The organism is Afipia broomeae ATCC 49717, assembly GCF_000314675.2.
In the GTDB taxonomy this organism is placed as follows: Bacteria; Pseudomonadota; Alphaproteobacteria; order Rhizobiales; family Xanthobacteraceae; genus Afipia; species Afipia broomeae.
In genome coordinates this window covers 2,447,688-2,473,388 of sequence record NZ_KB375282.1, presented here as the reverse complement: position 1 = coordinate 2,473,388, position 25,701 = coordinate 2,447,688, and the positions used below count along the sequence as shown (strand labels likewise).

The window sequence follows — 25,701 nt, the reverse complement described above, 5'->3', positions numbered from 1 at the left end:
TCCATCATGTCGATCGCCATCAATCCCGTGTTTCCGGTCGTCGCCGCGCAGAGCGTAGCGGCGGGCGTGGCGTTGCAGCCGGGGACCGTGATCGATGCGACCGTGCTCAAGCAGCTCGACGCCAATCTGGTCCGCATTGCGATCGCGAATCTGACAATCGAAGTCCTCTCCGAAGTGCCGTTGCAGCCCGGCCAGGTGCTGCAACTGGCAGTGTCGCAGACGCCGCAGGGTGTGCGGCTTCAAATCGTGCCGGGCGAGGGTGCCGCGCTGTCGTCCGTGGCCACGGCATCAGCCGGTGCGGCGAAGGCCGATACGGTCAGCGTGCCGAAGGCCGATGTGCCGGTGCAGGCCGCAGCCGCAGGCCGCGTGCTGACCAATCTCGAAGCGCTCGCCGTGTCGGCCGCGGTGCAGGGCGCCGCCGCACGGCAGGGCAGTCTCTCGCCGCTGTTCGCAAATCTCGGTGTTGCGGCGTCGTCACCGGCACTGCCGCAAACGCTGCAACAGGCCGCCGCGCAACTGCTCGCCCAGCGCACGCCGCTTGGCGAGAATCTCACCGGCGATGCGCTCAGGACCGCGTTCCGCAATTCAGGTCTCTTCCTCGAGCAAAGCCTCGGATCATCGCAGGCTTCCAATGGTCCCGACCTCAAGGCCGCGCTGATCGTCTTCCGCCAGACCGTGGCGTCGTGGCTCGGCACCGCGCCGGCGCAGGAGGCGGCAGCGTCGCCGCAGCCGACCAACGTGCCGCCGTCCGCAGCGCCGCCGTTGTCGCCGGAGATTGAAGCCGGTGACATCTTGTTGCCGCAGGCCGCCGCGCGCATCGCCGAGGACGCCGCCGAACTCGACGGCAAGGTCCGCATCTACGCGCCGAACGAACCGCTGCCGACGGCGGCCAACCGCGCAGCCACGGCCAGCGCCGGGCTCACGGCACTCCAGGAAGTGCTGCAGGCATTTCCGAAAGGCGTGCAGGACGAGGTCGCAAAGCTTCTCAATGCGGAAGCGCATGCCGGTGTGACCCGCATGCCCGGGAATGACGATGCGATCGCGCGCACGAATGTGCCGCCGCCACCGTTCCGCGGTTCGGAAACATCCGCACAGCCGGTCGCGCTGCCATCGCTCGCGCCCGACGATGCCCCGGCGACGGTCGCGCATCGCCTGATCGAGGATACCGACGCCGCATTGGCGCGGCAGACGCTGTTGCAGGCGGCATCGTTGCCGCTGGATGTGCCCGGCGTCCGCAACGATCCGACCGCGCCGCGCTGGAATTTCGAGATTCCGTTCGCCACGGCGCAAGGTACGGCGGTGGCGCAGTTCGAGATTTCGCGCGATGGCGCAGGCAGCGAAGCCGAAGCGGCCAGCCGCGTCTGGCGGGCGCGCTTTTCACTCGATGTCGAGCCGAGCGGGCCGGTGCACGCGCTGGTGTCATTGAGCCATGGACGAACGTCGGTGCGGATGTGGGCCGAGCGGCCCGCGACGGCGGCGCAACTGCGCATCAATGCGCCGCAACTGTCGCATGCGCTGCGCGAAGCAGCGCTGGAGCCGGGCGACATTGTGATCGGCGAGGGCGCGCCACCGAAGTCCGCTCCGCCCCCGGCCGGGCATTTTCTGGATCGCGCGCTGTGAGCATCGATATCAAAAACCGTCTCGCGGTCGCGCTGCATTACGACAAGAAGGGTGCGCCGCGCGTCGTCGCCAAGGGCAAGGGCACGCTCGGCGAGAAGATCATCGAAATCGCCAAAGAGAACGACATTCCCATTCAGGAGAATGAAGTGCTGGCGGGCGCGCTGTCCAATGTCGAACTCGGCGACGAGATTCCAGCAGAGCTTTACAAGGGCGTCGCGGAAGTCCTGATTTTCGTCATGCGGCTGACGGGACGGCTGCGCTAGATTTAGTTATCGTCATTGCGAGCGAAGCGAAGCAATCCAAGCTTGAAGCTGGATTGCTTCGTCGCTTTGCTCCTCGCAATGACGAAGACTGGAACCGTCATCATTTAACCACGATGCGCCGCGCAATTAGCGCCGCCAATTCGTATGAGATGATCATGATCAATCGCCGTCATGTCTTGTCGCTTGCCGCCGCTGCGGCCGTTATCCCGGTACCTGCATTCGCCACTGGCGTGCCGCGATACGAAGTCCGCAAGAATTTGCAGAAGTATTTCACCGACGACGGCACCGTTGGCGCTTTCGCGGCATTCCGGGCCGACGATCAGCATGTCATCGCCAGCGACAACACCCGCGCCCGCGAGGCTGTCCTTCCGGCGTCCAGCTTCAAGATTGCCAATTCCGTCATTGCGCTGGAAACCGGCGTCGTCGCCGATCCGGACAAGGACATCTTCAAGTGGGATGGCGTGACGCGGAGCATCCCCGAGTGGAACAAGGATCACACCATGCGGACCGCCATCGCGGCTTCTGTGGTGCCGGTCTATCAGCAGATCGCGCGGCGCATCGGCGCGGAGCGGATGCAGACGTATGTCGATACGTTCGAGTACGGCAACCGCAACATCGGCGGCGGCATCGATCGCTTCTGGCTGACGGGTGACCTGCGCATCTCGCCGCTGGAGCAGATCGCATTCGTGGACAAGCTGCGGCGGCGGACGCTGCCGGTGTCGAAGCGCGCGCAGGATTTGACTGCCGACATTCTGCCGGTGACGAAGGCAGGCGACAGCATCATCCGCGCCAAGACGGGCCTGATCGGCGTCGATGACAGGACAGCGGTCGAGGGTGTGAAGGCCAGCCTCGGCTGGCTGGTCGGCTGGGCCGAGAAGGGCAGTGCGCAGACCGTGTTCGCGCTCAACCTCGACATCCGCGAGGACAAGCACATCGCCAGCCGGATGAAGATCGCGCAGCAATGCCTCAGCGACATAGGAGCCATCTGACACTTTGTCCGGTTTCGCACCCGCGCGAAACCGGTTAGGCTCGCGGCAATCCAAAAGAATAATGAGCCAAGGGAGTGAGTTGATGTCCTCTTCAGCAGCCGCGAAAATTGCGCCGACCTCGTCGTGGAAAAACCTCGCCACGCGTTACAACGCCGCGTGGAATGCCCACGACGTTGCAGCCATCATGGCGTTTCATGCCGACGACACCAGCTATCAGCGCCACGGCAGCCCGAAGGTCTACAAGGGCAAGGAGTCGGTCGCCGAGCAGTTCGGCAAGGACATCTCAGGATTGCCGGGAATCAAGTTCGAGCCGGTCGCGCTCTATGGCAGCGACGATCATTTCGTCTCGGAATCGATTCTTACCGCAACGAAGCCCGACGGTACGCCGGTGACCATGGAACTGGTCGACGTCATTACGCTCCGCGACGGCAAGGTGGTGCACAAGTCGAGCTACTTTGTGCAGAGCCGTCCGCCGAAGGCGTGAGACTTATTCCTCTGCCGTCTTCCCTGCCACCTGCGCCGCCAGCACGGCCTTGGTGGCGGCGAGATCGACCAGCGGATAGGTGTCGAACCGGGCGGGGATGATGTCCGCCCATTCGTTCAGAATCCGGTGCAGGACCTCGTTACTCTCGACATCGAAGATCGCCACCGCGCCGCGCCCGACGCGCGGATAGATGTGCTTGCAGATTCCCTGCGACTGATACGTCTCCATCCACGGCCAGAAACCTTGCCGCGCCTTGGCCACATCGGATGGCCGCTCGGGCCGCGGTTCGGAAATGACAAGAAACAGCATGGCCTGATCTTTCTGTGCGCGGGAATATTGCGCAGCGTTAAGTCCTATCTGGCCAGCAGCCGCTCAACCAGGGTTTCGGCGAAGGCTTCGTCGGCAGGCGAGCCGAACAGCGCCCGCACATAAAGCGGCGCGAGCAGGTGATCCAGCACTTCGGATGTCGATGGCGTTTTTTCACCGCGCTCGCGGGCGCGCGCCAGCATGGTCGAGATTTGCTTGCTGCGCGGCGCGAGTGTTGCCAGGCGCGCCGATTCGTACTCGCCGGCCGGCATCGTGGTCGCAATCAGCGCGCGAAAGAACGACGAGCCGTCGCGGCTGGCGAGGCCCGCAGCGATCGAGCGGCCCCAGGCGATCAGGTCTCCGCGCAGCGATCCGGTATCGGGCAGGGGCCGCTCGCGCATCAGCTCTTCCACGGCCACTTCCAGCACCAGCACGCGCACGTCGCCCCAGCGGCGGTACAGGCTCGTGGCCGCCACGCCGGCGCGCTCGGCGATGTCCGTCATGGCGATGTTGCCGTAGCCGCGCTCTGCGATCAGGGCGGCGACGGCCTCAAAGACCACTTCCTTGGTCCGGGCGGTCCGTCCGCCGGGCCGGGTTTTCCCCATCATGGGCCTTCCTTAATGCAAATTAATTTGCGTTAGTGATTATCTGATGCCATTGTAGCGGGCGCCAATAAACAATTTGGAGGAACCCATGGATCGCAGGACACTTTTGGAACTCGGCGTATCGCTGGCCACCTTGGCCACCAGCACTTTTGCGGTCGCACAGACCGCGCCGCCGGCCGCAGCGGCCGCGCCGAAACCTCCGGCGGCCAAGCCGCCGCTGTTTGCGGACGACGTCCAGTTCTGGTTCGAGACCCAGCGGATTTTCGGGAATGCGGAATATGGCGGCGCGCTGTTCGGCGAGGTCCTGGCGACGTCGTCCCGCATCAAGGCCGGGGATTACGACAGCTGGTACGACGAGTGGAATGCGACCGCCGACAAGGTGGCCAAGGAGGGGACCGATCAGCTCGCACGCGGCCACCGCGTCAGCGCCCGCGACAGCTTCCTGCGCGCCAGCACCTATTACTTCGCGTCCGAGTTCTTCCTCCATGCCAACCCGAAAGATCCGCGGGTCACGCGGGCCTACAAGCTGTCGGTGGAGACCTACAAGCAGAGTGCGGCGCTTCATGACCAGCCGATCAAGCATATCGAGATTCCTTACGAGAACACCACGCTGCCGGGCTATCTCCACCTCGTCGATGACTCGGGCCGTCCGCGCCCGACGCTGATCATGCACACCGGCTTCGACGGCTCGGTGGAAGAGATGCATTTCTCGGGCGCGCGTGCCGGTGTCGAGCGCGGCTACAATGTTCTGGCCTTCGATGGGCCGGGCCAATACGGGCCGCTGCATCGCGAAGGTCTGGTGTTCCGGCCGGACTGGGAGAAGGTCATCACGCCGGTGGTGGACTTTGCGCTCAAGCAGCCGGGGGTTGATCCGAAGAAGATCGCGTATATGGGCATCAGCCTCGGCGGCGTGCTTGCGCCGCGCGCGGCGGCTTTCGAAAAGCGCATCGCGGCACTGGTGGCCAACGATGGCCTCTATGACTACGGCGCAGTCCACCGCGCTGCCGCCCGCGTTCCGCCGGACAAGTCCGATGCCTTTGACGCATCGCTGCGCGCCGAGCACGCGCCGGAGGTCGATCGCGCGCTTGAAGCCGCGATGAAGGCATCGCCGGTCTCGCGCTGGGCCATTACCCACGGCATGTACTGCACTGGCGCGAAAACGCCACGCGGCTATTTCGCCAAGGCGCTTGAGTTTAACGTCAAGGACGGCATCGCGGAAAAGATCAGTTGCCCGACGCTGGTGCTGGACCCGGAAGACGATCTGTTCTTCAAGGGCCAGCCGCAGCAGCTGTTCGATCATCTGACCTGCCGCAAGACCATGATCCACTTCTCGAACGCGGAAGGCGCGGGCGCGCATTGTCAGGTCGGCGCGAGCCGGCTTTCCAACGCCCGCATCTTCGACTGGCTGGACGAAACGCTGGCGTGACCATGCGTAGATAATGTGTCGAGGAGGGCGCAGGCTATCGGCCCGCGTCCTTCCCGATCCGCCCCAGATGGGTGAACGTAAATCCCGTGTCGTACTTCAGGCCGTAGCCGAGCGCGCGGTCGATCCCGATATGCGCGCACCAGATCAGCGACAGGTGCATCGCCAGCGCCGAGGGCATGACCATGGCGAAGATGCCGAGCAGCATCGGGATGATCGCCGCGTGGGCGGCGTTGTAGGCGGCGGCTCCCGCGCGCGGACCGGCGAGATAGCCCAGAAAGCTCAGGTCCGGCGCCAGCAGCAGGAGGGCGAACATCCACCACGAGCCCTCGAAATAGCTGTAAAACACCATGCAGGCGGCGGCGAGCGCCGCGCCCTCCAGCCGGAGCAGGGTGCGGACCCCGCCGGTGGCGCTGCCTGGGGCCGGGGTCGTCGTGGTCTCGGTCATGGCTTGCGAATCCCTGTAAAGGACGCCTTTTAGCACGCGCCACAGGCCAGCCAGACCCGCCATTTTCGGGGCAGCAGGGCCATTTTCTCCCGCCCAAACAGCGTGCTAGAAAGCTGCCCAACCATCCAAGAACGGCGGCGTCCGCCGCCCGTGAACACACCGGGACGAAATCCATGAAGCATATCCTCGAAGCACTCGATCAACGCCGCGCGGGCGCAAAAAAGGGCGGCGGCGACAAGCGCATCGAGGCGCAGCACGCACGCGGCAAGCTGACCGCCCGCGAGCGCATCGAGCTGCTGCTGGATAAAGGCTCGTTCGAGGAGTTCGACATGTTCGTCGAGCATCGCTCGGTCGAGTTCGGCATGGACAAGACCAAGATCCCCGGCGACGGCGTGGTCACCGGCTGGGGCACGGTGAACGGCCGCACCACCTTCGTGTTCGCCAAGGACTTCACCGTGTTCGGCGGCTCGCTGTCCGAGACCCACGCGCTGAAGATCACCAAGCTGCAGGACATGGCGCTGAAGGCGCGGGCGCCGATCATCGGCCTCTATGACGCAGGCGGCGCGCGCATCCAGGAAGGCGTCGCGGCGCTGGCCGGTTACTCCTATGTGTTCCGCCGCAACGTGATCGCCTCGGGCGTCATCCCGCAGATCAGCGTCATCATGGGCCCGTGCGCGGGCGGCGACGTCTATTCGCCGGCGATGACCGACTTCATCTTCATGGTAAAGAACACCAGCTACATGTTCGTCACCGGCCCCGACGTGGTGAAGACCGTGACCAACGAAGTGGTCACCGCGGAAGAGCTCGGCGGCGCGAGCGTCCACGCGACGAAGTCATCGATCGCCGACGGCGCGTTCAGCGACGACGTCGAGACGCTGCTCCAGATGCGCCGGCTGCTGGACTTCCTGCCAAGCAACAACACCGACGGCGTGCCGGAGTGGCCGAGCTTCGACGACATCGAGCGCACCGAAGAGTCGCTCGACACGCTGATCCCGGCCAATCCGAACCAGCCCTACGACATCAAGGAACTGATCCTGAAGGTGGTGGACGAGGGGGACTTCTTCGAACTCGCGGACACCTTCGCAAAAAACATCGTCACCGGCTTCGGCCGCATCGCGGGCAAGACGGTGGGCTTCGTCGCCAACCAGCCGATGGTGCTGGCGGGCGTGCTCGACAGTGACGCCTCGCGCAAGGCTGCGCGCTTCGTGCGGTTCTGCGATGCCTTCAATATTCCGATCGTCACCTTCGTGGACGTGCCGGGCTTCCTGCCGGGCACCGCGCAGGAATACGGCGGGCTGATCAAGCACGGCGCGAAGCTGCTGTTCGCCTACAGCCAGTGCACCGTGCCGCTGGTCACGGTCATCACGCGCAAGGCCTACGGCGGCGCGTTCGACGTGATGGCCTCGAAGGAAATCGGCGCGGACATGAACTACGCCTGGCCGACGGCGCAGATCGCCGTGATGGGCGCGAAGGGCGCGGTGGAAATCATCTTCCGTCAGGACATTGGGGACGCGGAAAAGATCGCCGCGCGCACCAAGGAATACGAAGACCGCTTCCTGTCACCGTTCGTCGCCGCCGAGCGCGGCTATATCGACGACGTGATCATGCCGCACTCGACCCGCAAGCGCATCGCCCGCGCGCTCGCCATGCTCAAGGACAAGCACGTCGACGTGCCGATGAAGAAGCACGACAACATTCCGTTGTAAGCGCTATCGCAGCGCAGCATGCCGCGTCTCTTGCGAGAGAGAAGGTTCCCGTGATTGGATGCTCGTTATGCGAGCATTTGGGTCGGGGGGCCTTACATGGATGGCGCGCGAATAAAGACAGAAATTGGTCCGATCGACGGAACACCCGAGAAGCGGATGTTTTGGTCAATAATAAGCGACTATGATCTGAAAACCGGCTTATGCGAGCTAATAGATAACGCTCTCGATGTTTGGCTTCGAAGCGGCCAGAAAAAACTTCCAACCATTGATGTGGATTTAAACACGGAGCAGCAGCTTATCGTCGTTAAAGACGATGTCGGCGGCGTGAGATTTGAAGACCTGTATCTGCTTCTTGCCCCTGGAGGCAGTAAGAACGATCCCAAGTCCGAGGTAATAGGAATTTTTGGAGTCGGGAGTAAGCGTGCGGGCATTGCTCTCGGAGAGCGTGTTGATATCAAAACGAGGTTTAAGGCAGAGCGAAGTCTTGAACTAAATATAACAAAGGAATGGTTAGAGTCCGACGACTGGCATCTTGCAGCTTACGAAATTCCTAGCATTGAAAAGGGTACAACGCAGATTGAAATATCACGACTGCGCACATCTATAGTTAGTACAGACATTGGTAGTCTTCGGGTTCATTTCGGTCAGACATACGGTTGGTTCATAAAACACGGGTGCACGATCAACCTAAATGGCGTGCCGATAGATGCGGAAGAGTTTGAGAATTGGGCTTATCCGAAGGGGTTTAGTCCCAAAATTGCAAAATTTGTTGTCCATATTCCTGATGAAGGACAAGTGGAGGCCGAGATAGTTGTCGGATTGATTACGGATCGTGTCGCCGAGGAAGATAATTATGGCGTTTATTTCTATTGCAACAATCGGCTTATCGTAAAAGAGCTAAAGTCTAGAGAGGTTGGTTATTTTAATTCGCAAGAGGCGGGTGTGCCTCATCCTGATGCTTCTCTTTGTCGGGGAATCGTAAAATTAAGAGGTCCGGCGCGGCTGATGCCGTGGAATAGCACCAAGAACGGGATCAATTGGAGTCATGTACTTTTCCAAAAAGTGCGGCCAACTTTGGTGCCTCTTGTGGGGCATTTCAGTACGCTTTCACGGCGACTAAAGGACGACTGGGATAAGAATGTTTTTCGCCATGGTTCAGGGGAAATTGAGGAGATTGAACCAGCGCCTTCTGGGGCGAGCTTAAGGAGTCATTTGCCTCCTTGCCGAAAGCAAAAAGGCCATCGGTTGAGAAGCTGAAGTCTCGAAACAAAAATCAGATAGACGCTATGCCTTGGACTTTAGGTCTGGTCGAGGCAATGGGGGCGGTCGAGCTAATTGATAGGTTAAATCTTGAAACGAAGAACAGAATTATACTGATACTTTTGGACAGCAATTTTGAAATAGCTCTCAAAGAATTCATTGTCCATCGGTCGGATCTTTTTCCATTTCCGAAATATAACGATGCAAAAATCGCTGAAATATTTTCTAAGCGCCATCTCGTTTTGAACGAGATCAAATCAAGAGTTGATATTCCAAAGGAATTGATCGAGAAGGCGAAGCACTACTATGGACTTCGAAATAAGTTCATTCATGAGAGGGCGACGGTGGATGTGACTGATCGAGACATAAAGAATTATCGCGCCGTGGTTGCGAAAACTCTGAACATTTTGTTCGATCTGAATTTTCCAAAGTCAGCGTAAAAGGTTAATATAGGTGCCCCACATCCTCGTTGTCCGCGCCACTGTCCCCGATGAATCGAAACGCGCTGCGTTCGATGCGTGGTATTCGCGCGAGCATCTGCCGGATGCGGTGAAGTCGTTCGGCTCGAAGCGCGCGTGGCGCTACTGGCTCGCCAACGATCCTGCCGTGCATCTGGCGATGTATGAATTCCCGGACCGCGCGTCGCTGAATGCCGCGGTGGGCGGGGAGGAGATGAAGCGGCTGATCCGCGATTTCGACCGCGACTGGCCGGAGGTGAAGCGCACGCGCGACATCATGGTGCAGGCGGAGAGTTGGCCTGCGTAATTCACTTTGTCATGGCCGGGCTTGTCCCGGCCATCCACGTCTTTCTCCTTCCGGCAAGTCTAGTCTGGATCCCCGCCTTCGCGGGGATGACCGGGAGCGTAGAGCGGCAGGCGTTTCGCTGCTCCCGCCCTGCATCAGCAACCGATCTATGCTACGCCTCCGTCATGGAGCCCGCAGAATCAGTCCTTTTCTTCTTCGGTCTGTTCGCCATGGTCGCCGAGGCCATGACGGCGGCGCTCGCGGCCGGGCGGCGCAAGATGGACTGGTTCGGCGTCGCGATGCTCGGGTGCATCACCGCGCTCGGCGGCGGTTCGCTACGCGATGTGCTGCTCGGGCATTATCCGCTGCTCTGGGTGAAATATCCCTCGCTGCTGTTCCTGACCGGCGGCGCGGCGCTCTTGACCATCGCGCTGGCGCGCGTGGTGCATCGCTTTCACACTCTGTTTCTCGTGCTCGATGCGATCGGGCTCGTTGTCTTTACCATCATCGGCTGCAACGTTGCGCGGAGCATGGGGCATCCGGTGACCATCGTGGTGGTGGCGGGAATGATCACCGGATGCGCCGGCGGCGTGTTGCGCGATATTCTGTGTACCGAGGTGCCGCTGCTGTTCCGCAGCGAGCTTTACGCCAGTGTCTCGTTGATGACCGGCGCGATCTATGTCGCGGGCACGCAATTCGGCACCGAGCATGTCGCGGTGGTGATCGGCTCGGTCGCGTTCGGCCTGACGTTCCGCCTGCTGGCGATCCGCTACAAGTGGGAAATGCCGAAGTTCATCTACGAGCGCGAAGGGCCGCACTGAGCGTCCGGCCCGCGCCGGTGCAGGGCGCTTACGCCGCCTTGCTGCGCTTCCTGAGTTCTTCCTCCGCGCGCTTTTTCAGGTCGCCGGCGCTGACGTCCTCGATATGCGTGCTGACAAACCAGCTATTGCCCGCAGGATCTTTCACGCCGCCGGAGCGGTCACCGTAGAACTGGTCCATCGGCTCCATGATCGAGGTGGCGCCGGCCCTGATGGCTTTCTGGTAGGCGGCGTCCGCGTCCGGCACATACAGATAGAGCATGACCGGCGAAGCCTTGGCGTGTTCGGACGAGTCCGCGATCATGACCATCGAGTTGCCGATTTTCAGCGTGGCGTGCATCACGGTGCCGTCGGGCCGCTTGGTCATCTCGTGCAGCAGTTCGGCATCGAAGGCTTTCTTCAGAAAGCCGATCACCTTCTCCGCGCCATCGACAATGAGATACGGCGTGACGGTGTGGAAGCCTTGGGGAATGGGGTTGACCTTGGAAGCCATGAGCAAACTCCTCGTTTGGAAGAAGAATGACGAGAATAATCCGCGCCCGGACATGATCCGGCAACCGGCTGCCGCGCCTGGTCATGGCGGGTTGCCGGCGGGAGCTTCGTCCGCAATTGCGACGGGACCATGAACGGGCCGAACCGTGAGCAAATCTGCTGCGTCACAGTGGCGCGATTGAGATTAAATTGTGCCGCGCGATTTGTTCCAGGAAACTTTCAGGGAGCCTGCGCGTTTATGTGGCATGTCATCACGCAAGCCACCTCCCATGATCAATCAGCCACCTGCCGATGGCAGCAACATGCCCCGGCAGATGGTGTCGCGCGTCGAACTGGTGGGGCCGAGGCAGCCGACGCCTTATGACAAGGCGTTGTGTGCGAAGGCGCGGGGCGATGCCCTGAAAAAACAACGCGAAGCGCTTGGCGCGTCCATGGTCATGAAAACCGGCGCGTCGCATACCGGGCGCGGAAAGACGTCCTGAAGCCGACGCACGCCCTGCGGGGCAACGCCGGTTCGATTCAAATTCTCTCAAGTTTTCCGCATGCGCGCCGTCAGACCGGCCACGATCTGTATCGTCACGCCAAGCAGCCAGCCGAATGCGAGCAATGACGATGTCGCGGTGGTTGTATCGGCGTCTGTCACGATGGAATACACCGATATGAAAGCCGTTATGGCGGCGAGAAAGGTTCCAGCCGAACTCAGAAGCTCGACGGGGTCGGTGGACGGCGGAGGTTCGTCGGCGCGTGCGCGTGCCAGATGCAGTCTGGCGTTGCGGTGAGGGGGCACATCGATCCCGAGATAGAACCCGATTGCACCAAGAATCATCAGGGCGAGGCTCATGCTCACGGAGCCCAGCGCATCGACGCGTGCGTTCGCGACATGCGCGGCCACGAACAGGCCGCACGACGCGCCGGCCATGGACAGTCCGACGCGTTCGATGACATGAGCGACCCGGCTGGTCCGGGAACGGTATGTCCGGTGGGGGATGATGCTGTCTGCCATCTGTACCAACCACGGAACCGCGAAAGGTTCCTTCAGCATCGTGAAAAATTGGCGGGGCCTGTTTAGGACCGTCCGGCGCGGATCGGAAGATACCCATTCGATACCTCGCGGATTGACAATTCCCGCAATTGGATTATATTCCTATTTGTCCTGCCCCGTCATGAGGGGCGTTTCGCGATCGTCACGATACGCGGGGCGGGATGCGGTGGCGCGGCAGCGTCAGGCCGGAGCGAGGGTTGCAGGGCGCAAGCCCGGATCGCGCGCACGCACCCGCAAGGGCGTGCGCAACATCCGGAGGCGTGTGAGCGATGCAAGCGACGGCAGACGAACCACGCTGTGCGCGCCGGCCCAAGTCGTGTGGTCCCGACGCCCGAAGCTGGCGTCAGTCCGGCAGAGAGCTGCTTCCAACCGGAGGCGGAAACCCTCAGCAGGGATGCGGTGACGTAGCATCGTCCACCGGGGAGAGCACGAAGCAAGCCGGAGCCCCACCGCGTGCGGAACGCCGGATGCAAACGGCGTGACCGTGGTGACTACGCTCGTGTGCTTTTTCACTTTTGCACACGGGGCTGCGGATGCGCTCGCGCATCCGGCGTTCCGCGCGCCCTCATCTTGAGGGAGGAACGAACGAGAGCTTCGGGCGCCCCCGCGCCGTCATAACAACTGGGGCGATGGCGCGCATCTGCAGGTGCGAGCTGTTTGAAAACTGAATCCGGAGAAGATGGTGCGCGCGATCGCGCAACACTACCGATGTCGTCCCCGCGAAGGCGGGGACCCATAACCACTAAGCGTTATGATGACGAAGGAAAGAGTTGTCCCGCTCCCAACAACACGATGATTCAGGGAGTATGGGTCCCTGCCTGCGCGGGGACGACGAGAGAGCAAGAAAAACCCCGCCGAAGCGGGGTTTCGATAGCGCGGGGCGGAGTGCTTACCACCAGGTGCGGCAAACGCGGCGGCCCGGGCCCCAGTAGCGGCACTTGCGAACGACCGGCGGACGAACGACGACGACGCCACGGTTGGCGCGGCAGCCGCCATACGGGCCGCGGTGAAAGCCGGGGCCGCAACCGCCGGCGACCTGAATCACATCGGCGGAGGCGCCCGACGCGGGAGCCAGAGGCATTGCGTTGGCCGTGCCGAAACCGGCGACAGAAACGGCGAGAAGCGCTGCTGCGAACAATGTTTTCATGGGGGTCCTTCCTAGGGTGATCAAATCGCGATGCGTTTCGGAGCGGCCGGGGCTGGCCGGAGGCGCCGAAGATTGTTCGCCGGCGACGGGCCGGCGGAGGGACATTATTCTTTCGAACATTGATACAAGATGAACCGAATGTGGCCCGGTTGCGACCACTGACAAGGCATTACGCCTGGGGCAGGGGACTCACTTTCATGAAGACATTTATTCTATCGGGATTGCTGATGTGTGCCGCGGGCGTGGCCATGGCAGCCGATGTCACCGCGATCTGCAAGCTCGGGGACGACAAACGTACGGTGACGGTTGCGTTCACAAATCCCGAATCGAAGAAGATGCAGTGCGAGGTCAACTGCGACATGGCGCTGCCCGGCGGGTTCGGGACGGTGGTGTGCGTCAAGCCGGTGCCCGGCGGCGCTAAAGATCAGGTGATGTGCACCGACGTAAGCAAAGGCAGCGCAGCCTGGGTCCGTGTCAAGGGCACCGAGGTCAATTGCCGCGATCCGAATGGAACGCCGGTCACACCCGCCGACGACAAGTCGGAGGAAGAAGAATCCGACGCGCTGATCAAAAAATTACAGAAGCAGGGTCAGGATTTCATCGACCGGCAGAAGAAATAACATCGCGGCGCGAAACCTGAAACGGTTCAGTTTCCATTCATGCGCGCTGCTGAATTCTGCTGTCGGGCAGAACATCAGAGGACGCACCATGGATCGCCGCGTTTTTCTCAAGTTCGCGTTTGGTGTCGCTGCCGCAGGTGCGGCCACCATCGCAGCCGCGCGTGCCGCGCCGCTCGCGCCGCAAGCGCTCACCGGCACTCCGATCGAGCCGGATCAGCTTCCGCAAAATGCCGTCGCCAACGACGACGACCTGAACGAAGCGCAGGTCGAGCAGGTCCGCTGGGGCCGGCGCCGTGGCTGGGGCCGTCGCCGATGGGGATGGCGCCGCCGCCGCAGATACTGGCGCCGCCGCAGATATTGGGGATGGCGCCGCCGCCGTCGCTTATATCGCCGCCGGTACTGGCGTCGCCGCTACTGGTGATGACGTACCTCATGCGAGGAGATGCGTCTGCCCGGGACAAAATTATTGAAGCTGCCAGGGAACGATCACGCTTCACTGCGTTTGTCCTTCTTGCGGGACATTCGGTGCCGTAAAACGTTCACAAGGAGATAGTTGATGGAACGTCGTAATTTCCTGAAGTTCGCGTTCGGCTTCGCCGCCAGCGCTGGAGCTATCGCCGCGGCGGCAACTGCCGCAAGCGCCGCTCCGATGCTGGCCCCGCATCAGGATTTGATGAATGGGCCGAAGCCCGAGCCCGATCTGAGCGCCAAGCCCGCTGTTGCCGATCAGGACGATCTGGCGCGCGCCACACCTGAGAATGTGCAATGGCGCCGTCGCCACTGGCGTCGGCATCGCCGGCGGTACTGGCGCCGCCGCTGGTAATCAGCGGTTGAGCTGACGGACCCCGGCTTCAACGAGCCGGGGTTTCGTTTTGGCGCCGTCTATTTCGCGAGGAAGCCCAGCATCAGTTCATTGAACTTCGATTCGGCTTCGAGAAAGACCAGATGCCCGACGTTCGGGATCACCTCGGCCTTCGCGTTCGGCATTTTCGCCGCCAGCGCTTTGGCGAGATCGGCGTTATGTCCCATTTTCGGCCGCAGCGCTTCCGGCGCGTTCGGCTTGCCGGGCGCATTGTGATCGTCTTCGCCCATGACGAACAGCGTCGGCCGGTCGATCAGCGGGATTTCGTGCGCAACCGGCTCGCGATAGATCATCTGTGCCGAATTGACGAAGGCGCGCAGCCAGCGCGGGTATTCGGACGAGCCCTTGATGTTGAAACGCGCATCGATGAACGGCGTGATCGCCTCAGGCGGCAGCTTCAATGAGTAGTTGCTGACGAGCTGCGTCCGGTACCCGTCCGCGGTCAGCTTGTCTTCGTTCTCGAGAATTTTTTCGGTCGGCGTCGGCGGCACGTAGAGCCGGTAGTCCTCAAGTCCGATGGGAGCGGCCAGCAGCAGGCGGGAGACGCGGGCAGGGTAAGCGCGGGTGATGCGGACGCCGAGCATGCCGCCGAGCGAATGCGCCACGATGTCCACCTGCTGCAATTGCAGATGATCGAGCAGCGCGATGGTGTTACGCGCCAGCGGATCGAAATGCAGGTCGAAGGCCGGCTTGGAGGATTTTCCAAATCCGATTTGGTCGGGCACCACCACACGATAGCCCGCGCCGGTTAGCGTCTTGATCACCGGCGCCCAGTAGCTCGATGGAAAGTTGCGGCCGTGCAGCAGGAGTACGATGCGGCCGTTCGGTGTCGCTGGCGCGACATCCATATACGCCATACGGACCTGCTCACCCTCATTGGTGAGAGGCAGCATGTTGACCGGGTAGGGATAGGCGAAGCCTTCGAGGCCGATGCCGTAGGGTTCCTTCGCGACAGGCTCGGCCGCATGCGCGGCGGTGAGCGACAGCAGTGCGAACGGCAAAAGGTATAGCGATCTCATGAGACTCTCCCGGATACGGGCGGCACCGTTAGCGCCGTCGGGTATCCGGGTAAAGCACGGCGCGTTCTGCTCTCATGACAATGCCGTGAGGGCAGAAAGCGATGTCAGAGTTTCGGCGCGTTTCCAAGCGGAGTCTTGTTGAGCGCCTCGTTCTTCTCGGCGGCGAAAGCGTCGGCATCGATCTTGGCGGCACTGATGATCTGCTTGAAGTCGATCAGCGTGAATTCAGCCTTGCTGACGCGATCCGGCGTGATGCCGGGAAAAATCTCGACGGAGACGAGGGCATCGCAATTCGCCGCCTTGGCCTCGGTGACAAGCTTGTCGAGCGTCTTTTCCAGCGCTTGCGCGCGTTTCAGCTCCGCGACGCAGCTTCCGCGTCCATTGGCATCGTTGAGCGCCACGGCAGCTTTGGGATTGAGCGGAGCGTTGAGTGCCTCAAGCGCGGAAGCAGGGGTGTATTTCTGCTTCACCGACATCACCTTGCCGGCCTTGTAGAAGTAATACATGCGGCCGTCGCCGATCGCGGTCGGCTGACCGTATTTCGCGGTGACCCGTTCGATCATCTCGGCCTTCGACGGTTGCTTCTCGGCGGAAAAACCGAGAACGCGCGAGATGTAATAAGCGCGGTTGGCGCTGGCCGGAGAGGAAAACACCGCCAGCATCGATTCACCCGGATGAGTGCTGGTGGGGGCGAGGGTGAACTTCATCGCGGTGACATAGGTCACGTTGGTGCCGCCGAATTTCTGCTGGGCGGTTTCCGGCTTCACACCCGGCAGGTCCTTCAGATAGGCCTCGAACAGGGGCGAGGCCTTGCTGCCCTCGGTGCTGCTCGACAGGCCGACGATGTCGGGTTGCAGCTTCGGGGAAAACGCGGTTTCCGGCACTTTCGGCTTGATCTCATAGGCCCAGCCTGTCGCCGGAAAGGTAACCGAAGACAGCGCGACAAATGCGATTAACCCACAGCGAAACATGGAACACCTGCTCAGAAATGAAGGAAGTCAAAGCGCAATGCGCGGCGAATTACGCCAATTTTTGCGCGTGTGTGTCAACACCGGATTGTTGCATTAATCATTCTTCGTGCCGAACAGCGCCGTGAACCGGTCGGCGCCCTTGGGCGAAAACGTCACGACGCGATTGCCCTTTTCGCGCCTGGCCCATTTCAATTCGTAAAGACGCGACAGAATCGCTGCGCCCAGCGATCCCGCAAGGTGACTGCGCCGTACGCTCCAGTCGAGGCAGGTCTTGCAGAGCGGGCGGCGGGTTCCGTCGAGTGCCGACAGGTCGATGCCGAAATCGGCGACAAATCGTTCGCCCTCCGGCGTCAGCGTTACGCTGCCCTTGTGCGTGCGCAGGAGCTTCTTTTCGGTCATGGCGTCGAGCATCTGGACGCCGAAATCGCCGGCGAGATGGTCGTAGCAAACGCGGGCGCGCCGCAATCCCGGGTCCGCCGGTCCGGTCCTGACCCGCAGATGGCCGGCGCGGGCGGCGAGGCCCATCAATCCCTCCAGCACCGCAGCGACATCTGGACCCGAAAGGCGGAAATAACGATGACGGCCCTGTTTTTCGGGAACGACGAGGTGACCCGCTTCGAGTTTGGCCAGATGCGAACTCGCGGTCTGCGGCGTGATGCCGGCTTCCTGCGCAAGTTCGGTCGCGGTGAGCGCGCGGCCACTCATCAGCGCCGTCAGCATGTTGGATCTCGCGGGATCGCCGACAAGCGATGCGATCACGGCCATGTCCGGTCCTGCTTTCATACTTCGACCTTAATCGAAGCATTCGCGGCAGGCAACGGATAGCTTGCGGTCAAGGCAAGGAGTGTCTCATGACAATTACCGTTTTCATCCGCTACCAGCTTGATCCGTTCAGGCGCCATCTTTTCGAGGCCTACGCGCAGCGCTGGCTCACGATCATTCCCAAGTGCGGCGGCGATCTGCTCGGCTACTGGATGCCGCACGAGGGCACCGACAACATCGCGTTCGGACTGATCTCGTTTCCAAGCCTCGCGGACTATGAGTCCTATCGTGCGCGGCTCAGAGCCGATAGCGAAGGTATCGCCAATTTCAACTTCGCACAGGAGCACAGGTTTATTCTCTCTGAGGAGAGGACTTTTCTGCGGCAGGTGCAGGGCTGACACCGCCCAGGGGCCGATTGATTTCACATCGCATCAGCGGCATCGTCCGATGTAGCAAAGACACAGAAAACAAACTTGCTGGGAGAATGACCAATGCCGGTTTCGACAGCGCAGAAGCGCGCGGACTTCAGGAAACTTCACGAGAGCGGATGCTTCGTGCTGCCCAATCCATGGGACGTGGGTAGCGCACTGTTGTTACAAGGAATGGGCTTCAAGGCGCTGGCTTCGACAAGCTCGGGCATGGCCTGGTCGATCGGCCATTCCGACAACAACGTGAATCGCGATCATGTCCTGGCGCATCTGAAGACGCTGTGCGATGCCACGGATTTGCCGGTGAATGCTGATTTCGAAGCGGGGTTTGCGCACGATCCGGCAGGCGTAGCCGCGAACGTGGCGCGTGGTGTTGATACCGGCGTGGCCGGATTGTCGATCGAAGATTCGACCGGAGATCTGTCCGCACCGCTCTACGAGATGACACTTGCGGTGGAGCGCATGCGCGCGGCCCGCGCGGCGATCGATGCAAAGGGCGGCGCCGTCGTGCTGGTGGGGCGCTGCGAAAGCTTTCTGGTCGGGCAGCCTGATCTCAAGGCGACCATCGCGCGGCTGGTGGCCTATGCGGAGGCCGGTGCGGATTGTCTCTACGCCCCAGGCATCAGGACCAAAGAGCAGATCGCAGCGGTCGTCAAAGAGTTGGCCCCGAAGCCAATCAATGTCCTGATGGGAGGTCCGGGACTGACCGTTGCTGAACTCACCGACCTCGGCGTGCGGCGGATCAGCATTGGCGGCGCGCTGGCACGTGCAGCGTGGGGAGGATTTCTTCGCGCCGCGCGAGAGATCGCCGAGAAGGGATCGTTCTCCGAGTTGGCTCATGCCGTGACGCATGGGGAGATCAATGGCTTCTTCATCAAGGTGGCGAAGGATCGGAAATGACGGAACGAAAAAGAGCGGGCATCCGCGAAGATGCCCGCCCTGACGTTCAGCCTTCGTGATTAGTTACTTGACGGCGCGCCAGCCGGAGCCGCGTTGTTCTGCTGCGGAACTGCCGGAGCAGGGTTGTTAGCTGCCGGTGGAGCAGCCGGTCGTGCCGGATTCATTGCCGAGCCGGTGGTCTGGCCAGCCGGAGCGCGAGGCGCCTGAGCGGTGCCGGCCGCCGAAGGAGAGGCAGGTGTTGTCTGCGCGGTCGGAGTCGCATCGGGTGATGTTTTTGACGAATTCAGCCCGTAAAATACGACGCCGAGAACGGCCACCAATGCGATCGCGAACAATGCGATACGCCCGCCGTTCGCAGGACCTTCAGCCAGTTCGGGATCCGCCTGAAGTTCATTATCAATTTGTTCCGTTCGGCGGCGAAGCACATCATCGTTCGTCGCGGCGCTGTAGGGATCGTTGGGATTGCGTTCGATTGCCATAATTCAATCCTCCAGTCGTTGCATCTGGACAGACAATCACCCGATGCTGGGGACGTTCCCGGCGCCGGGCGATGATGGGTCAAGAATCTCGGATTGCAGGTCGGGTATTCATCGGGCGCTTGTACCCGTCGTCTGGCCTGTCGTTATTGCAGGGTTGTTCGAGACATCATGCGGTGCAGGATTCATCCGCGCGAGTGCGACGGCGAGCACCACAAGGAGCGCGATGCCAATCAACGCCTTGACCGGTTTGCCTTGCTGATACGCGAACTCCTCGCTCGCCTGAGCAGGTTCGTCGGAGACACCTTTTTTGCCGTCCGACATCCAGTCGCTTCCTGACATGCGATTCATAATGCAAATCCTCCGCTCTGTGACCCGTTGAGATCAGGTCTTTGTATGTCGGGGGCAACGGCCTTTCCGGTGGGAACGTTCCGGCGGAGCGTTGCATGGAGCGAGGGGCAGCATTGCGGGGAGACAGGCCGCACTGCAGCGGTATGAACGGGGGGCCGCTGCAAGGCACGAGTCGTTCGCAATGTCCTTTCGGCCTCAGGCAGGCGGGCGACACAACCGGTCCGAAGGAAGGTGAAAAGCGCCCTAAAATTACGTTTGAAAACAAAGGTCTGATGAATGCGATTTCTTTTGTGCGGGAAACGAAAAGCGACATAGACTGGCTCTAGGTAGACTCGTCACGGCGCAACAAGAGCCCGGCAAAGAGGCAAACGAATATGGGAATCAACCAAGGGCCGATCAGCCTTGACCAGAAATACACGCAGGCATCGGGGCATGTTTTCCTGACCGGAATTCAGGCGCTGGTCCGGCTGCCAATGGCACAGGTCAGACGCGACCGCGCGGCGGGGCTGAACACCGCAGCGTTCGTATCCGGATATCGCGGATCGCCGCTGGGCGGCTATGACCAGCAACTGTTCGCCGCGCGCAAGCACCTTGAACAGTACAATGTGAAATTCCAGCCGGGGGTCAACGAGGACCTCGCCGCCACAGCGATCTGGGGTTCGCAGCAGCTCAATCTCTCGCCCGGCGCGAAATACGACGGCATTACCGGGATCTGGTATGGCAAGGGCCCCGGCGTCGATCGTTGCGGCGACGTCTTCCGCCACGGCAATGCGGCGGGCTCCGCCAAGAACGGCGGCGTGCTCTGTCTCGCCGGTGACGATCACGGCGCGAAGTCATCGACCGTGCCGCATCAGTCGGACCACGCCTTCATCTCCGCGCTGATGCCGTATCTCTATCCATCGAGCATCCACGAGATGATCGAGATGGGACTGCTCGGCATCGCGATGTCGCGCTATTCCGGCTGCTGGGTCGGCATGAAGGTGATCACCGAGACGGTGGAAACGACCGCGGAGATCGATCTCACCGACGAGATGACGCCGTTCATCATTCCGAGCGATTTCGAGATGCCGCCGGGCGGTCTCAACCTCCGCTGGCCGGACGACCGTTACGCGCAGGACAAGCGCTTGCAGGACTACAAGGGCTTCGCTGCCGTCGCCTTTGCGCGCGCCAACAAAATCAACCGCGTCACGATGGACTCGCCGAACGCACGGTTCGGCATCATGGCGTCCGGCAAGAGCTATGAAGACATCCGCCAGGCCCTGCGCGAACTCGGCATCACGCCCGAGGTGGCTGCAAAGATCGGTCTGCGGCTTTACAAGATCGGCATGCCGTGGCCGCTGGAGCCGGAAGGCGTGCGCGCCTTCGCCGTCGGTCTTGAGGAAATCTTCATCGTCGAGGAACGCCGCGAGATCGTCGAAAACCAGGTCAAGCAGGAGCTGTTCAACTGGCGCGACGATGTGCGCCCGCGCATCATCGGCAAGATGGACAATCACGACAAGCGCTTCCTGCCGTTCGCGGAAGAATTGAGCGTCGCTTCGCTGGCAAGCTCGTTGACCGAGCGGCTGCTGCAACTCGACCTCAATCCCGAAATCGTGGCGATGCTCCGCGCCAAGGCTGACTGGTTCAACGGCCGACAGGCGACGCAGGTGCAGGCCATTGCGCCAGTCACGCGCACGCCGTATTTCTGCTCGGGCTGTCCGCACAATTCATCGACCAAGGTCCCGGAAGGCAGCCGTGCGATGGCCGGTATCGGCTGTCACTTCATGGCGTTGTGGATGGACCGCAACACGGAGACCTTCACGCACATGGGCGGCGAGGGCGTGCCGTGGGTCGGCATCGCGCCGTTCACCAGCGAGAAGCACGTTTTCGTCAATCTCGGCGACGGCACTTACTTCCATTCAGGCAGCCTCGCGATCCGGCAGGCGGTCGCGTCCAAGGCCAACATCACCTACAAAATTCTTTACAACGACGCGACGGCCATGACCGGCGGTCAGCATGTCGACGGCGAGCTTTCGCCGCAGCAGGTGACGTTCCAGCTTCACAGCGAAGGTATCCGCGACATCTATCTTGTGTCGGAAAATCCCGAGGCCTATCCGGCATCCGACATCGCGCCCGGCACCAAGGTCGCGCACCGCGATCAGCTCGACGAAGTCCAGCGCACGCTGCGCGAGACGCCGGGTTGCTCGGCAATCGTGTTCGTGCAGACCTGCGCCGCCGAAAAACGCCGCCGGCGCAAGCGCGGATTGATGGAAGACCCGTCAAAGCGGGTCGTCATTAATGCCGCGGTCTGCGAAGGGTGCGGCGACTGCTCGGTGCAGTCGAACTGCATTTCGGTGGAGCCGCTGGAGACCGAGATGGGGCGCAAGCGCACCATCAACCAGTCGACCTGCAACAAGGACTATTCCTGCGTGAAGGGATTCTGCCCGTCCTTCGTCACCATCGAGGGCGGCACGCTGCGCAAGCGCGCGCCGGTCGATATCGGCAATATCGGTGAATTGCCCGCGCCGGCCTCGGTGCCCTCGCTGGATCGTCCGTATAATGTCGCTGTCGGCGGCGTGGGCGGCACAGGCGTGCTCACCATCGGCGCGCTGCTCGGCATGGCCGCGCATATCGAAGGCAAGGCCAGCATGATCCTCGATATGTCGGGGCTTGCGCAAAAGGGCGGTGCGGTGCTCAGCCACGTGCGGCTATCGAAGAATACGGCGGATGTGACTTGTTCGCGCATCGTCACCGGCACCGCCGATCTCCTGATCGCGGCGGATGAAGTAGTCGCTGTCGCCAAGGAGACGATTACGCTGGCGGAATCGTCGCGTACCTACGGCGTGATCAACACGCATTTGATCCCGATTGCGGACTTCATTCAGAACCGTGATTTCGATTTCCAGCGCGGCAAGGTCAATCGCGTACTGGAAAATGCGCTTCGCAAGGAATCGGCGTTCCTCGATTTCACCAAGCCTGCCGAGACGCTGCTGGGTGACTCGATCGCGACCAACATGATGATGCTGGGGTATGCTTATCAGAAGGGCTTGCTCCCCGTCGGCGCCGAAGCCATCGAACAGGCGATCGAACTTAACGGCGTGTCGATCAAGATGAACACGCAGGCGTTCCGCCTTGGCCGCCTCGCCGCGCATGATCCCGCAAAGCTGGCGGCCATGATGAAGGACGACGAACCCGAGGCCCCCAAGACCCTCGATCAGATGTCGCTGGACGAGGTCATCGCGCATCGCACGAAATTCCTGACCGACTATCAGAATGCGGCCTATGCCGCGCGGTATCGCAATCTCGTCGATCAGGTTCGGAAGGTGGCATTCGATGGCGGCTACGGCGAAGCATTGCCGCGCGCTGTTGCGATCAACTACGCCAAGCTGCTGGCCTACAAGGACGAATACGAGGTGGCGCGGCTTTATACAGATGGGCGGTTTGCGGACAGCATCCGCAAGCAGTTCGACGGCAACTTCACGATGAACTTCAATCTTGCTCCGCCGATTCTGAACACTGGCACCGATGCATTGGGGCGTCCGCGCAAGCGCGCCTTTGGTCCCTGGATGATGAGCGCTTTCGGCGTGCTTGCGAAACTCCGCTTCCTGCGCGGTACGCTGTTCGATCCGTTCAGCTACAGCGAGGACCGCAAGCTCGAGCGCAACCTAATCAAGGGATACGAGCAGGATGTGGTGACAGCGATGAAGCTGCTGTCGCCGAAGACCTACGACATTGCGGTGGAGTTGCTGTCGCTGCCGGATCAGATCCGCGGCTATGGCCCGGTGAAGGAAGCATCCATTGCGAAAGCGAAGGCGCGATACGAACAGCTTGCCAAGGACCTGGTCAATCCGCCGCCGATGATCGCGCCGCAAATCGCAGCGGAGTGATCGCTGAAGCCACCGCAAAGCCGTGAGGTCTCAAATGATCGCTATTATCTTTGAGGTCTGGCCTGCGGAGGGACAAAAGGACCGCTATCTCGATCTGGCAGCACGGTTGCGCGAAGACCTCGAGCAAATGGACGGCTTCATTTCGGTGGAGCGGTTTCAAAGCCTCACCGATCCAGGCAAGCTGCTGTCGATTTCGATTTGGCGAGACGAGGCGGCTGTTGCCGGATGGCGCGCATTTGCACGCCATCGCGCGGCGCAGCGCGCAGGGCGGCAGGGAATTTTCAGCGACTATCGGCTGCGCGTCGCGGCTGTCCTTCGCGACTACGGGATGAACGAGCGGCGCGAGCAGGCGCCCGCGGACAGCATCGCAAACTACGCGCCTGAAATCTGACCGGATCGCTATTGCTTCCCGTTCGGCGTGACGATGTCAATGCGCCAATCGGTGCCGGCATTTGATCTCTGGCTCGTTCGCCCTGCGAAATTCAAGATGCTTGCCAAGCGCGGCTTGAAGGGTCAGAAAATCCGCTGAGATAATGCAGCGGAGATGACTTTGAGCATCAAGGGAAAAGCCTATATCGCCGGGATTTACGAGCATCCCACCCGGCATGCGCCGGACAAATCGACGGCCCAACTTCACGCCGAATGCGCCAAGGGCGCGCTGGAGGATGCCGGCCTGACCAAGGCTGATGTCGACGGCTATTTCTGCGCCGGTGATGCGCCCGGCGGCGTGATGCCGATGGCCGATTATCTGGGCCTCAAACTGCGTCATCTGGATTCAACCGAGACCGGCGGCTGCTCCTATATCATCGCGCTTGGGCACGCCGCCGAGGCGATTGCCGCCGGCAAATGTTCCGTCGCGCTGATCACGCTGGCGGGCAAGCCGCGGACTGGGCCTATGCCGCCACGCGCGTTCGGCCCCGAGGTCGATTTCGAAGTGGCTTACGGCGCGACAACCCACAACGCATATGGCATGTGCGCCATGCGCCATATGCATGAGTTCGGCACCACCAGCGAGCAACTCGCCTGGGTCAAGGTCGCGGCCTCGCATCATGCACAATACAATCCGCACGCGATGCTGCGCGACGTCGTCACCGTGGAAGACGTCCTCAACTCGCCGATGATTTCTGACCCGCTGCACCGGCTCGATTGCTGCGTAGTCTCGGACGGCGGCGGTGCGCTCGTAGTGACCACGCCGGAGATCGCGAAGTCGCTGAAGCGTCCACTGGTCCGTATGACCGGTCATGGTGAATCGCTGAAGGGTCCCAACGGCGGCCGCAAACTCGACCTGACCTATTCCGCGGGCGTGTGGAGCGGCCCACCGGCGTTTGCGGAAGCAGGCGTGACGCCGAAGGATATCAAGTATGCGTCGATTTACGACAGCTTCACCATCACCGTGGTGGTTCAGCTTGAAGACCTCGGCTTCTGTGCGAAGGGCGAGGGTGGCAAGTTCGTCGCCGATGGCAACCTGATTTCCGGCGTCGGCAAGCTGCCGTGGAATACGGACGGCGGCGGGCTGTGCAACAACCACCCGATCAACCGCGGTGGCATCACCAAGATCATCGAGGCGGTGCGTCAGTTGCGCGGCGAGGCGCATCCGAAGGTTCAGGTGCCGAACTGCGATCTCGCGCTGGTGCACGGCACCGGCGGACTGCTGGGTGTGCGTCATGCGGCATCGACCGCTATTCTGGAGCGCGTGTGATGACCGACAAACCGAAGTATCCCGCCCCCGTGGGCAACCCTGAAACTGCACACTTCTGGAACGCCGCCAAAGAGGGCAAGTTTCTCATCAAGCGCTGCACCGCGTGTGGCGAGCCGCATTATTTCCCGCGCTCGATCTGCCCGGTGTGCTTCTCGGACCAGACGGTGTGGGAAGAGAGCAAGGGCGAGGGCGTGATCTACAGCTACAGCCTGATGCGGAAGTCGCCGACGGGACCTTATGCCATTGGGTACGTCACGCTCGATGAAGGTCCGTCACTGCTGACGAACTTCGTGGACTGCGATTTGGCAACGCTGAAAATCGGTCAGCGCGTGAAGGTCGTGTTCAAGCCGACGGACGGCGCGCCGCTGCCGTTCTTCACGCCGGCCTGACAACAATAACA

General features: G+C 61.5%; 31 protein-coding genes. 20 read left to right on the top strand and 11 right to left on the bottom strand.

Annotation, left to right across the window (positions count from 1 at the left end; translation table 11 throughout):
• Positions 1-6: 6 nt before the first annotated feature.
• The 4 genes from fliK (at position 7) to HMPREF9695_RS11475 (ending at position 3,356) form a co-directional block, all read left to right on the top strand.
• Positions 7-1,620: a flagellar hook-length control protein FliK gene (gene fliK, locus HMPREF9695_RS11490; protein WP_006021031.1), complete on the top strand. Its 1,614-nt coding sequence runs from the start codon at positions 7-9 to the stop codon at positions 1,618-1,620.
• Positions 1,617-1,883 carry an EscU/YscU/HrcU family type III secretion system export apparatus switch protein gene (locus HMPREF9695_RS11485; RefSeq protein WP_006021030.1) on the top strand — a complete coding sequence of 89 codons (267 nt, stop codon included), beginning with the start codon at positions 1,617-1,619 and terminating at the stop codon, positions 1,881-1,883. The genes fliK and HMPREF9695_RS11485 overlap by 4 nt, the downstream gene beginning before the upstream one ends.
• 155 nt (positions 1,884-2,038) lie before the next feature.
• Positions 2,039-2,872 carry a penicillin-binding transpeptidase domain-containing protein gene (locus HMPREF9695_RS11480; protein WP_006021029.1) on the top strand — a complete coding sequence of 278 codons (834 nt, stop codon included), beginning with the start codon at positions 2,039-2,041 and terminating at the stop codon, positions 2,870-2,872.
• A gap of 82 nt (positions 2,873-2,954) precedes the next feature.
• The gene (locus tag HMPREF9695_RS11475; protein WP_006021028.1) at positions 2,955-3,356 is read left to right on the top strand and encodes a nuclear transport factor 2 family protein; all 402 of its coding nucleotides are present in this window, start codon (positions 2,955-2,957) and stop codon (positions 3,354-3,356) included.
• Positions 3,357-3,359: 3 nt separating this feature from the next.
• On the opposite strand, the gene HMPREF9695_RS11470 is transcribed toward HMPREF9695_RS11475, so the two are convergent.
• A complete protein-coding gene (locus HMPREF9695_RS11470) occupies positions 3,360-3,665 on the bottom strand; it encodes a DUF3303 family protein (RefSeq protein WP_006021027.1) in 306 nt (101 codons plus the stop codon).
• A 44-nt stretch (positions 3,666-3,709) separates the two neighbouring features.
• Positions 3,710-4,270: a TetR/AcrR family transcriptional regulator gene (locus HMPREF9695_RS11465; protein WP_006021026.1), complete on the bottom strand. Its 561-nt coding sequence runs from the start codon at positions 4,268-4,270 to the stop codon at positions 3,710-3,712.
• A gap of 85 nt (positions 4,271-4,355) precedes the next feature.
• Between HMPREF9695_RS11465 and HMPREF9695_RS11460 the strand changes: the two genes are divergently transcribed.
• Complete coding sequence (locus HMPREF9695_RS11460; RefSeq protein WP_006021025.1) at positions 4,356-5,693, top strand: alpha/beta hydrolase family protein; 1,338 nt, start codon at positions 4,356-4,358, stop codon at positions 5,691-5,693.
• 34 nt (positions 5,694-5,727) lie between these two features.
• On the opposite strand, the gene HMPREF9695_RS11455 is transcribed toward HMPREF9695_RS11460, so the two are convergent.
• Positions 5,728-6,138 carry a DUF4260 domain-containing protein gene (locus tag HMPREF9695_RS11455; RefSeq protein WP_041712097.1) on the bottom strand — a complete coding sequence of 137 codons (411 nt, stop codon included), beginning with the start codon at positions 6,136-6,138 and terminating at the stop codon, positions 5,728-5,730.
• Positions 6,139-6,311: 173 nt separating this feature from the next.
• On the opposite strand from HMPREF9695_RS11455, the gene HMPREF9695_RS11450 reads away from it, so the two are divergent.
• The 5 genes from HMPREF9695_RS11450 (at position 6,312) to HMPREF9695_RS11430 (ending at position 10,669) form a co-directional block, all read left to right on the top strand.
• Positions 6,312-7,844: an acyl-CoA carboxylase subunit beta gene (locus HMPREF9695_RS11450; RefSeq protein ID WP_006021023.1), complete on the top strand. Its 1,533-nt coding sequence runs from the start codon at positions 6,312-6,314 to the stop codon at positions 7,842-7,844.
• A 96-nt stretch (positions 7,845-7,940) separates the two neighbouring features.
• On the top strand, positions 7,941-9,101 hold the full coding sequence (locus HMPREF9695_RS11445; protein ID WP_006021022.1) for an ATP-binding protein: 1,161 nt from the start codon (positions 7,941-7,943) through the stop codon (positions 9,099-9,101).
• Positions 9,065-9,544 carry a hypothetical protein gene (locus HMPREF9695_RS11440; protein WP_208856385.1) on the top strand — a complete coding sequence of 160 codons (480 nt, stop codon included), beginning with the start codon at positions 9,065-9,067 and terminating at the stop codon, positions 9,542-9,544. Before HMPREF9695_RS11445 ends, HMPREF9695_RS11440 begins: the two co-directional genes overlap by 37 nt.
• A 13-nt stretch (positions 9,545-9,557) precedes the next feature.
• On the top strand, positions 9,558-9,869 hold the full coding sequence (locus HMPREF9695_RS11435) for a hypothetical protein (protein WP_006021020.1): 312 nt from the start codon (positions 9,558-9,560) through the stop codon (positions 9,867-9,869).
• 164 nt (positions 9,870-10,033) lie between these two features.
• Positions 10,034-10,669, top strand: a complete 636-nt coding sequence (locus HMPREF9695_RS11430; RefSeq protein WP_041711709.1) for a trimeric intracellular cation channel family protein — start codon at positions 10,034-10,036, stop codon at positions 10,667-10,669.
• Positions 10,670-10,697: 28 nt separating this feature from the next.
• Here the strand turns inward: HMPREF9695_RS11430 and HMPREF9695_RS11425 are convergent, their stop codons facing one another.
• Complete coding sequence (locus HMPREF9695_RS11425; protein WP_006021018.1) at positions 10,698-11,159, bottom strand: VOC family protein; 462 nt, start codon at positions 11,157-11,159, stop codon at positions 10,698-10,700.
• Between the two features lie 268 nt (positions 11,160-11,427).
• On the opposite strand from HMPREF9695_RS11425, the gene HMPREF9695_RS11420 reads away from it, so the two are divergent.
• Positions 11,428-11,640 carry a hypothetical protein gene (locus tag HMPREF9695_RS11420; protein WP_006021017.1) on the top strand — a complete coding sequence of 71 codons (213 nt, stop codon included), beginning with the start codon at positions 11,428-11,430 and terminating at the stop codon, positions 11,638-11,640.
• Between the two features lie 47 nt (positions 11,641-11,687).
• Here the strand turns inward: HMPREF9695_RS11420 and HMPREF9695_RS11415 are convergent, their stop codons facing one another.
• Together HMPREF9695_RS11415 and HMPREF9695_RS11410 are read right to left on the bottom strand one after the other, a co-directional pair.
• Positions 11,688-12,161 carry a hypothetical protein gene (locus HMPREF9695_RS11415; RefSeq protein ID WP_024920169.1) on the bottom strand — a complete coding sequence of 158 codons (474 nt, stop codon included), beginning with the start codon at positions 12,159-12,161 and terminating at the stop codon, positions 11,688-11,690.
• A 928-nt stretch (positions 12,162-13,089) separates the two neighbouring features.
• On the bottom strand, positions 13,090-13,347 hold the full coding sequence (locus HMPREF9695_RS11410; RefSeq protein WP_006021015.1) for a GCG_CRPN prefix-to-repeats domain-containing protein: 258 nt from the start codon (positions 13,345-13,347) through the stop codon (positions 13,090-13,092).
• A gap of 197 nt (positions 13,348-13,544) precedes the next feature.
• On the opposite strand from HMPREF9695_RS11410, the gene HMPREF9695_RS11405 reads away from it, so the two are divergent.
• The 3 genes from HMPREF9695_RS11405 (at position 13,545) to HMPREF9695_RS11395 (ending at position 14,790) form a co-directional block, all read left to right on the top strand.
• Positions 13,545-13,967, top strand: coding sequence for a hypothetical protein (locus tag HMPREF9695_RS11405; protein ID WP_006021014.1), 423 nt, complete (start codon positions 13,545-13,547; stop codon positions 13,965-13,967).
• Positions 13,968-14,055: 88 nt separating this feature from the next.
• The gene (locus tag HMPREF9695_RS11400) at positions 14,056-14,388 is read left to right on the top strand and encodes a hypothetical protein (protein ID WP_006021013.1); all 333 of its coding nucleotides are present in this window, start codon (positions 14,056-14,058) and stop codon (positions 14,386-14,388) included.
• A 135-nt stretch (positions 14,389-14,523) separates the two neighbouring features.
• Positions 14,524-14,790, top strand: a complete 267-nt coding sequence (locus tag HMPREF9695_RS11395) for a hypothetical protein (protein WP_006021012.1) — start codon at positions 14,524-14,526, stop codon at positions 14,788-14,790.
• 59 nt (positions 14,791-14,849) lie between these two features.
• Here the strand turns inward: HMPREF9695_RS11395 and HMPREF9695_RS11390 are convergent, their stop codons facing one another.
• From HMPREF9695_RS11390 to HMPREF9695_RS11380, 3 genes are all read right to left on the bottom strand, one after another.
• Positions 14,850-15,848 (bottom strand): alpha/beta fold hydrolase, encoded by a 999-nt coding sequence (locus HMPREF9695_RS11390; protein ID WP_006021011.1) that lies wholly within the window; start codon positions 15,846-15,848, stop codon positions 14,850-14,852.
• A 104-nt stretch (positions 15,849-15,952) separates the two neighbouring features.
• A complete protein-coding gene (locus HMPREF9695_RS11385) occupies positions 15,953-16,819 on the bottom strand; it encodes a hypothetical protein (RefSeq protein ID WP_006021010.1) in 867 nt (288 codons plus the stop codon).
• Between the two features lie 93 nt (positions 16,820-16,912).
• On the bottom strand, positions 16,913-17,602 hold the full coding sequence (locus HMPREF9695_RS11380) for an ArsR/SmtB family transcription factor (protein WP_167540051.1): 690 nt from the start codon (positions 17,600-17,602) through the stop codon (positions 16,913-16,915).
• Between the two features lie 68 nt (positions 17,603-17,670).
• On the opposite strand from HMPREF9695_RS11380, the gene HMPREF9695_RS11375 reads away from it, so the two are divergent.
• Positions 17,671-17,979, top strand: coding sequence for an NIPSNAP family protein (locus HMPREF9695_RS11375; protein ID WP_006021008.1), 309 nt, complete (start codon positions 17,671-17,673; stop codon positions 17,977-17,979).
• Positions 17,980-18,072: 93 nt separating this feature from the next.
• On the top strand, positions 18,073-18,909 hold the full coding sequence (locus HMPREF9695_RS11370; RefSeq protein ID WP_006021007.1) for an isocitrate lyase/PEP mutase family protein: 837 nt from the start codon (positions 18,073-18,075) through the stop codon (positions 18,907-18,909).
• A 59-nt stretch (positions 18,910-18,968) separates the two neighbouring features.
• Here HMPREF9695_RS11370 and HMPREF9695_RS11365 read toward each other — a convergent pair whose 3' ends face one another.
• Together HMPREF9695_RS11365 and HMPREF9695_RS11360 are read right to left on the bottom strand one after the other, a co-directional pair.
• Positions 18,969-19,388, bottom strand: coding sequence for a hypothetical protein (locus HMPREF9695_RS11365; RefSeq protein ID WP_006021006.1), 420 nt, complete (start codon positions 19,386-19,388; stop codon positions 18,969-18,971).
• 108 nt (positions 19,389-19,496) lie between these two features.
• Entirely contained in the window at positions 19,497-19,736 is a 240-nt protein-coding gene (locus HMPREF9695_RS11360; RefSeq protein ID WP_006021005.1) for a hypothetical protein, read from the bottom strand.
• 374 nt (positions 19,737-20,110) lie between these two features.
• Between HMPREF9695_RS11360 and HMPREF9695_RS11355 the strand changes: the two genes are divergently transcribed.
• The 4 genes from HMPREF9695_RS11355 to HMPREF9695_RS11340 all read left to right on the top strand — a co-directional run bounded on the left by HMPREF9695_RS11355 (position 20,111) and on the right by HMPREF9695_RS11340 (position 25,690).
• Positions 20,111-23,602, top strand: a complete 3,492-nt coding sequence (locus HMPREF9695_RS11355; RefSeq protein ID WP_006021003.1) for an indolepyruvate ferredoxin oxidoreductase family protein — start codon at positions 20,111-20,113, stop codon at positions 23,600-23,602.
• Positions 23,603-23,636: 34 nt separating this feature from the next.
• Positions 23,637-23,993 carry an antibiotic biosynthesis monooxygenase family protein gene (locus HMPREF9695_RS11350; protein WP_006021002.1) on the top strand — a complete coding sequence of 119 codons (357 nt, stop codon included), beginning with the start codon at positions 23,637-23,639 and terminating at the stop codon, positions 23,991-23,993.
• 159 nt (positions 23,994-24,152) lie between these two features.
• On the top strand, positions 24,153-25,301 hold the full coding sequence (locus HMPREF9695_RS11345; protein ID WP_006021001.1) for a thiolase domain-containing protein: 1,149 nt from the start codon (positions 24,153-24,155) through the stop codon (positions 25,299-25,301).
• Positions 25,301-25,690 (top strand): Zn-ribbon domain-containing OB-fold protein, encoded by a 390-nt coding sequence (locus HMPREF9695_RS11340; RefSeq protein WP_006021000.1) that lies wholly within the window; start codon positions 25,301-25,303, stop codon positions 25,688-25,690. Before HMPREF9695_RS11345 ends, HMPREF9695_RS11340 begins: the two co-directional genes overlap by 1 nt.
• Positions 25,691-25,701 lie beyond the last annotated feature (11 nt).

Coding starts and splice junctions, on each gene's coding strand:
- fliK (WP_006021031.1), top strand. CDS start 7: ATGTCGATCGCCATCAATCCCGTGTTTCCGGTCGTCGCCGCGCAGAGC.
- HMPREF9695_RS11480 (WP_006021029.1), top strand. CDS start 2,039: ATGATCAATCGCCGTCATGTCTTGTCGCTTGCCGCCGCTGCGGCCGTT.
- HMPREF9695_RS11475 (WP_006021028.1), top strand. CDS start 2,955: ATGTCCTCTTCAGCAGCCGCGAAAATTGCGCCGACCTCGTCGTGGAAA.
- HMPREF9695_RS11470 (WP_006021027.1), bottom strand. CDS start 3,665: ATGCTGTTTCTTGTCATTTCCGAACCGCGGCCCGAGCGGCCATCCGAT.
- HMPREF9695_RS11465 (WP_006021026.1), bottom strand. CDS start 4,270: ATGATGGGGAAAACCCGGCCCGGCGGACGGACCGCCCGGACCAAGGAA.
- HMPREF9695_RS11460 (WP_006021025.1), top strand. CDS start 4,356: ATGGATCGCAGGACACTTTTGGAACTCGGCGTATCGCTGGCCACCTTG.
- HMPREF9695_RS11455 (WP_041712097.1), bottom strand. CDS start 6,138: ATGACCGAGACCACGACGACCCCGGCCCCAGGCAGCGCCACCGGCGGG.
- HMPREF9695_RS11450 (WP_006021023.1), top strand. CDS start 6,312: ATGAAGCATATCCTCGAAGCACTCGATCAACGCCGCGCGGGCGCAAAA.
- HMPREF9695_RS11445 (WP_006021022.1), top strand. CDS start 7,941: ATGGATGGCGCGCGAATAAAGACAGAAATTGGTCCGATCGACGGAACA.
- HMPREF9695_RS11430 (WP_041711709.1), top strand. CDS start 10,034: ATGGAGCCCGCAGAATCAGTCCTTTTCTTCTTCGGTCTGTTCGCCATG.
- HMPREF9695_RS11425 (WP_006021018.1), bottom strand. CDS start 11,159: ATGGCTTCCAAGGTCAACCCCATTCCCCAAGGCTTCCACACCGTCACG.
- HMPREF9695_RS11420 (WP_006021017.1), top strand. CDS start 11,428: ATGATCAATCAGCCACCTGCCGATGGCAGCAACATGCCCCGGCAGATG.
- HMPREF9695_RS11415 (WP_024920169.1), bottom strand. CDS start 12,161: ATGGCAGACAGCATCATCCCCCACCGGACATACCGTTCCCGGACCAGC.
- HMPREF9695_RS11410 (WP_006021015.1), bottom strand. CDS start 13,347: ATGAAAACATTGTTCGCAGCAGCGCTTCTCGCCGTTTCTGTCGCCGGT.
- HMPREF9695_RS11405 (WP_006021014.1), top strand. CDS start 13,545: ATGAAGACATTTATTCTATCGGGATTGCTGATGTGTGCCGCGGGCGTG.
- HMPREF9695_RS11400 (WP_006021013.1), top strand. CDS start 14,056: ATGGATCGCCGCGTTTTTCTCAAGTTCGCGTTTGGTGTCGCTGCCGCA.
- HMPREF9695_RS11395 (WP_006021012.1), top strand. CDS start 14,524: ATGGAACGTCGTAATTTCCTGAAGTTCGCGTTCGGCTTCGCCGCCAGC.
- HMPREF9695_RS11390 (WP_006021011.1), bottom strand. CDS start 15,848: ATGAGATCGCTATACCTTTTGCCGTTCGCACTGCTGTCGCTCACCGCC.
- HMPREF9695_RS11385 (WP_006021010.1), bottom strand. CDS start 16,819: ATGTTTCGCTGTGGGTTAATCGCATTTGTCGCGCTGTCTTCGGTTACC.
- HMPREF9695_RS11380 (WP_167540051.1), bottom strand. CDS start 17,602: ATGAAAGCAGGACCGGACATGGCCGTGATCGCATCGCTTGTCGGCGAT.
- HMPREF9695_RS11375 (WP_006021008.1), top strand. CDS start 17,671: ATGACAATTACCGTTTTCATCCGCTACCAGCTTGATCCGTTCAGGCGC.
- HMPREF9695_RS11370 (WP_006021007.1), top strand. CDS start 18,073: ATGCCGGTTTCGACAGCGCAGAAGCGCGCGGACTTCAGGAAACTTCAC.
- HMPREF9695_RS11365 (WP_006021006.1), bottom strand. CDS start 19,388: ATGGCAATCGAACGCAATCCCAACGATCCCTACAGCGCCGCGACGAAC.
- HMPREF9695_RS11360 (WP_006021005.1), bottom strand. CDS start 19,736: ATGAATCGCATGTCAGGAAGCGACTGGATGTCGGACGGCAAAAAAGGT.
- HMPREF9695_RS11355 (WP_006021003.1), top strand. CDS start 20,111: ATGGGAATCAACCAAGGGCCGATCAGCCTTGACCAGAAATACACGCAG.
- HMPREF9695_RS11350 (WP_006021002.1), top strand. CDS start 23,637: ATGATCGCTATTATCTTTGAGGTCTGGCCTGCGGAGGGACAAAAGGAC.
- HMPREF9695_RS11340 (WP_006021000.1), top strand. CDS start 25,301: ATGACCGACAAACCGAAGTATCCCGCCCCCGTGGGCAACCCTGAAACT.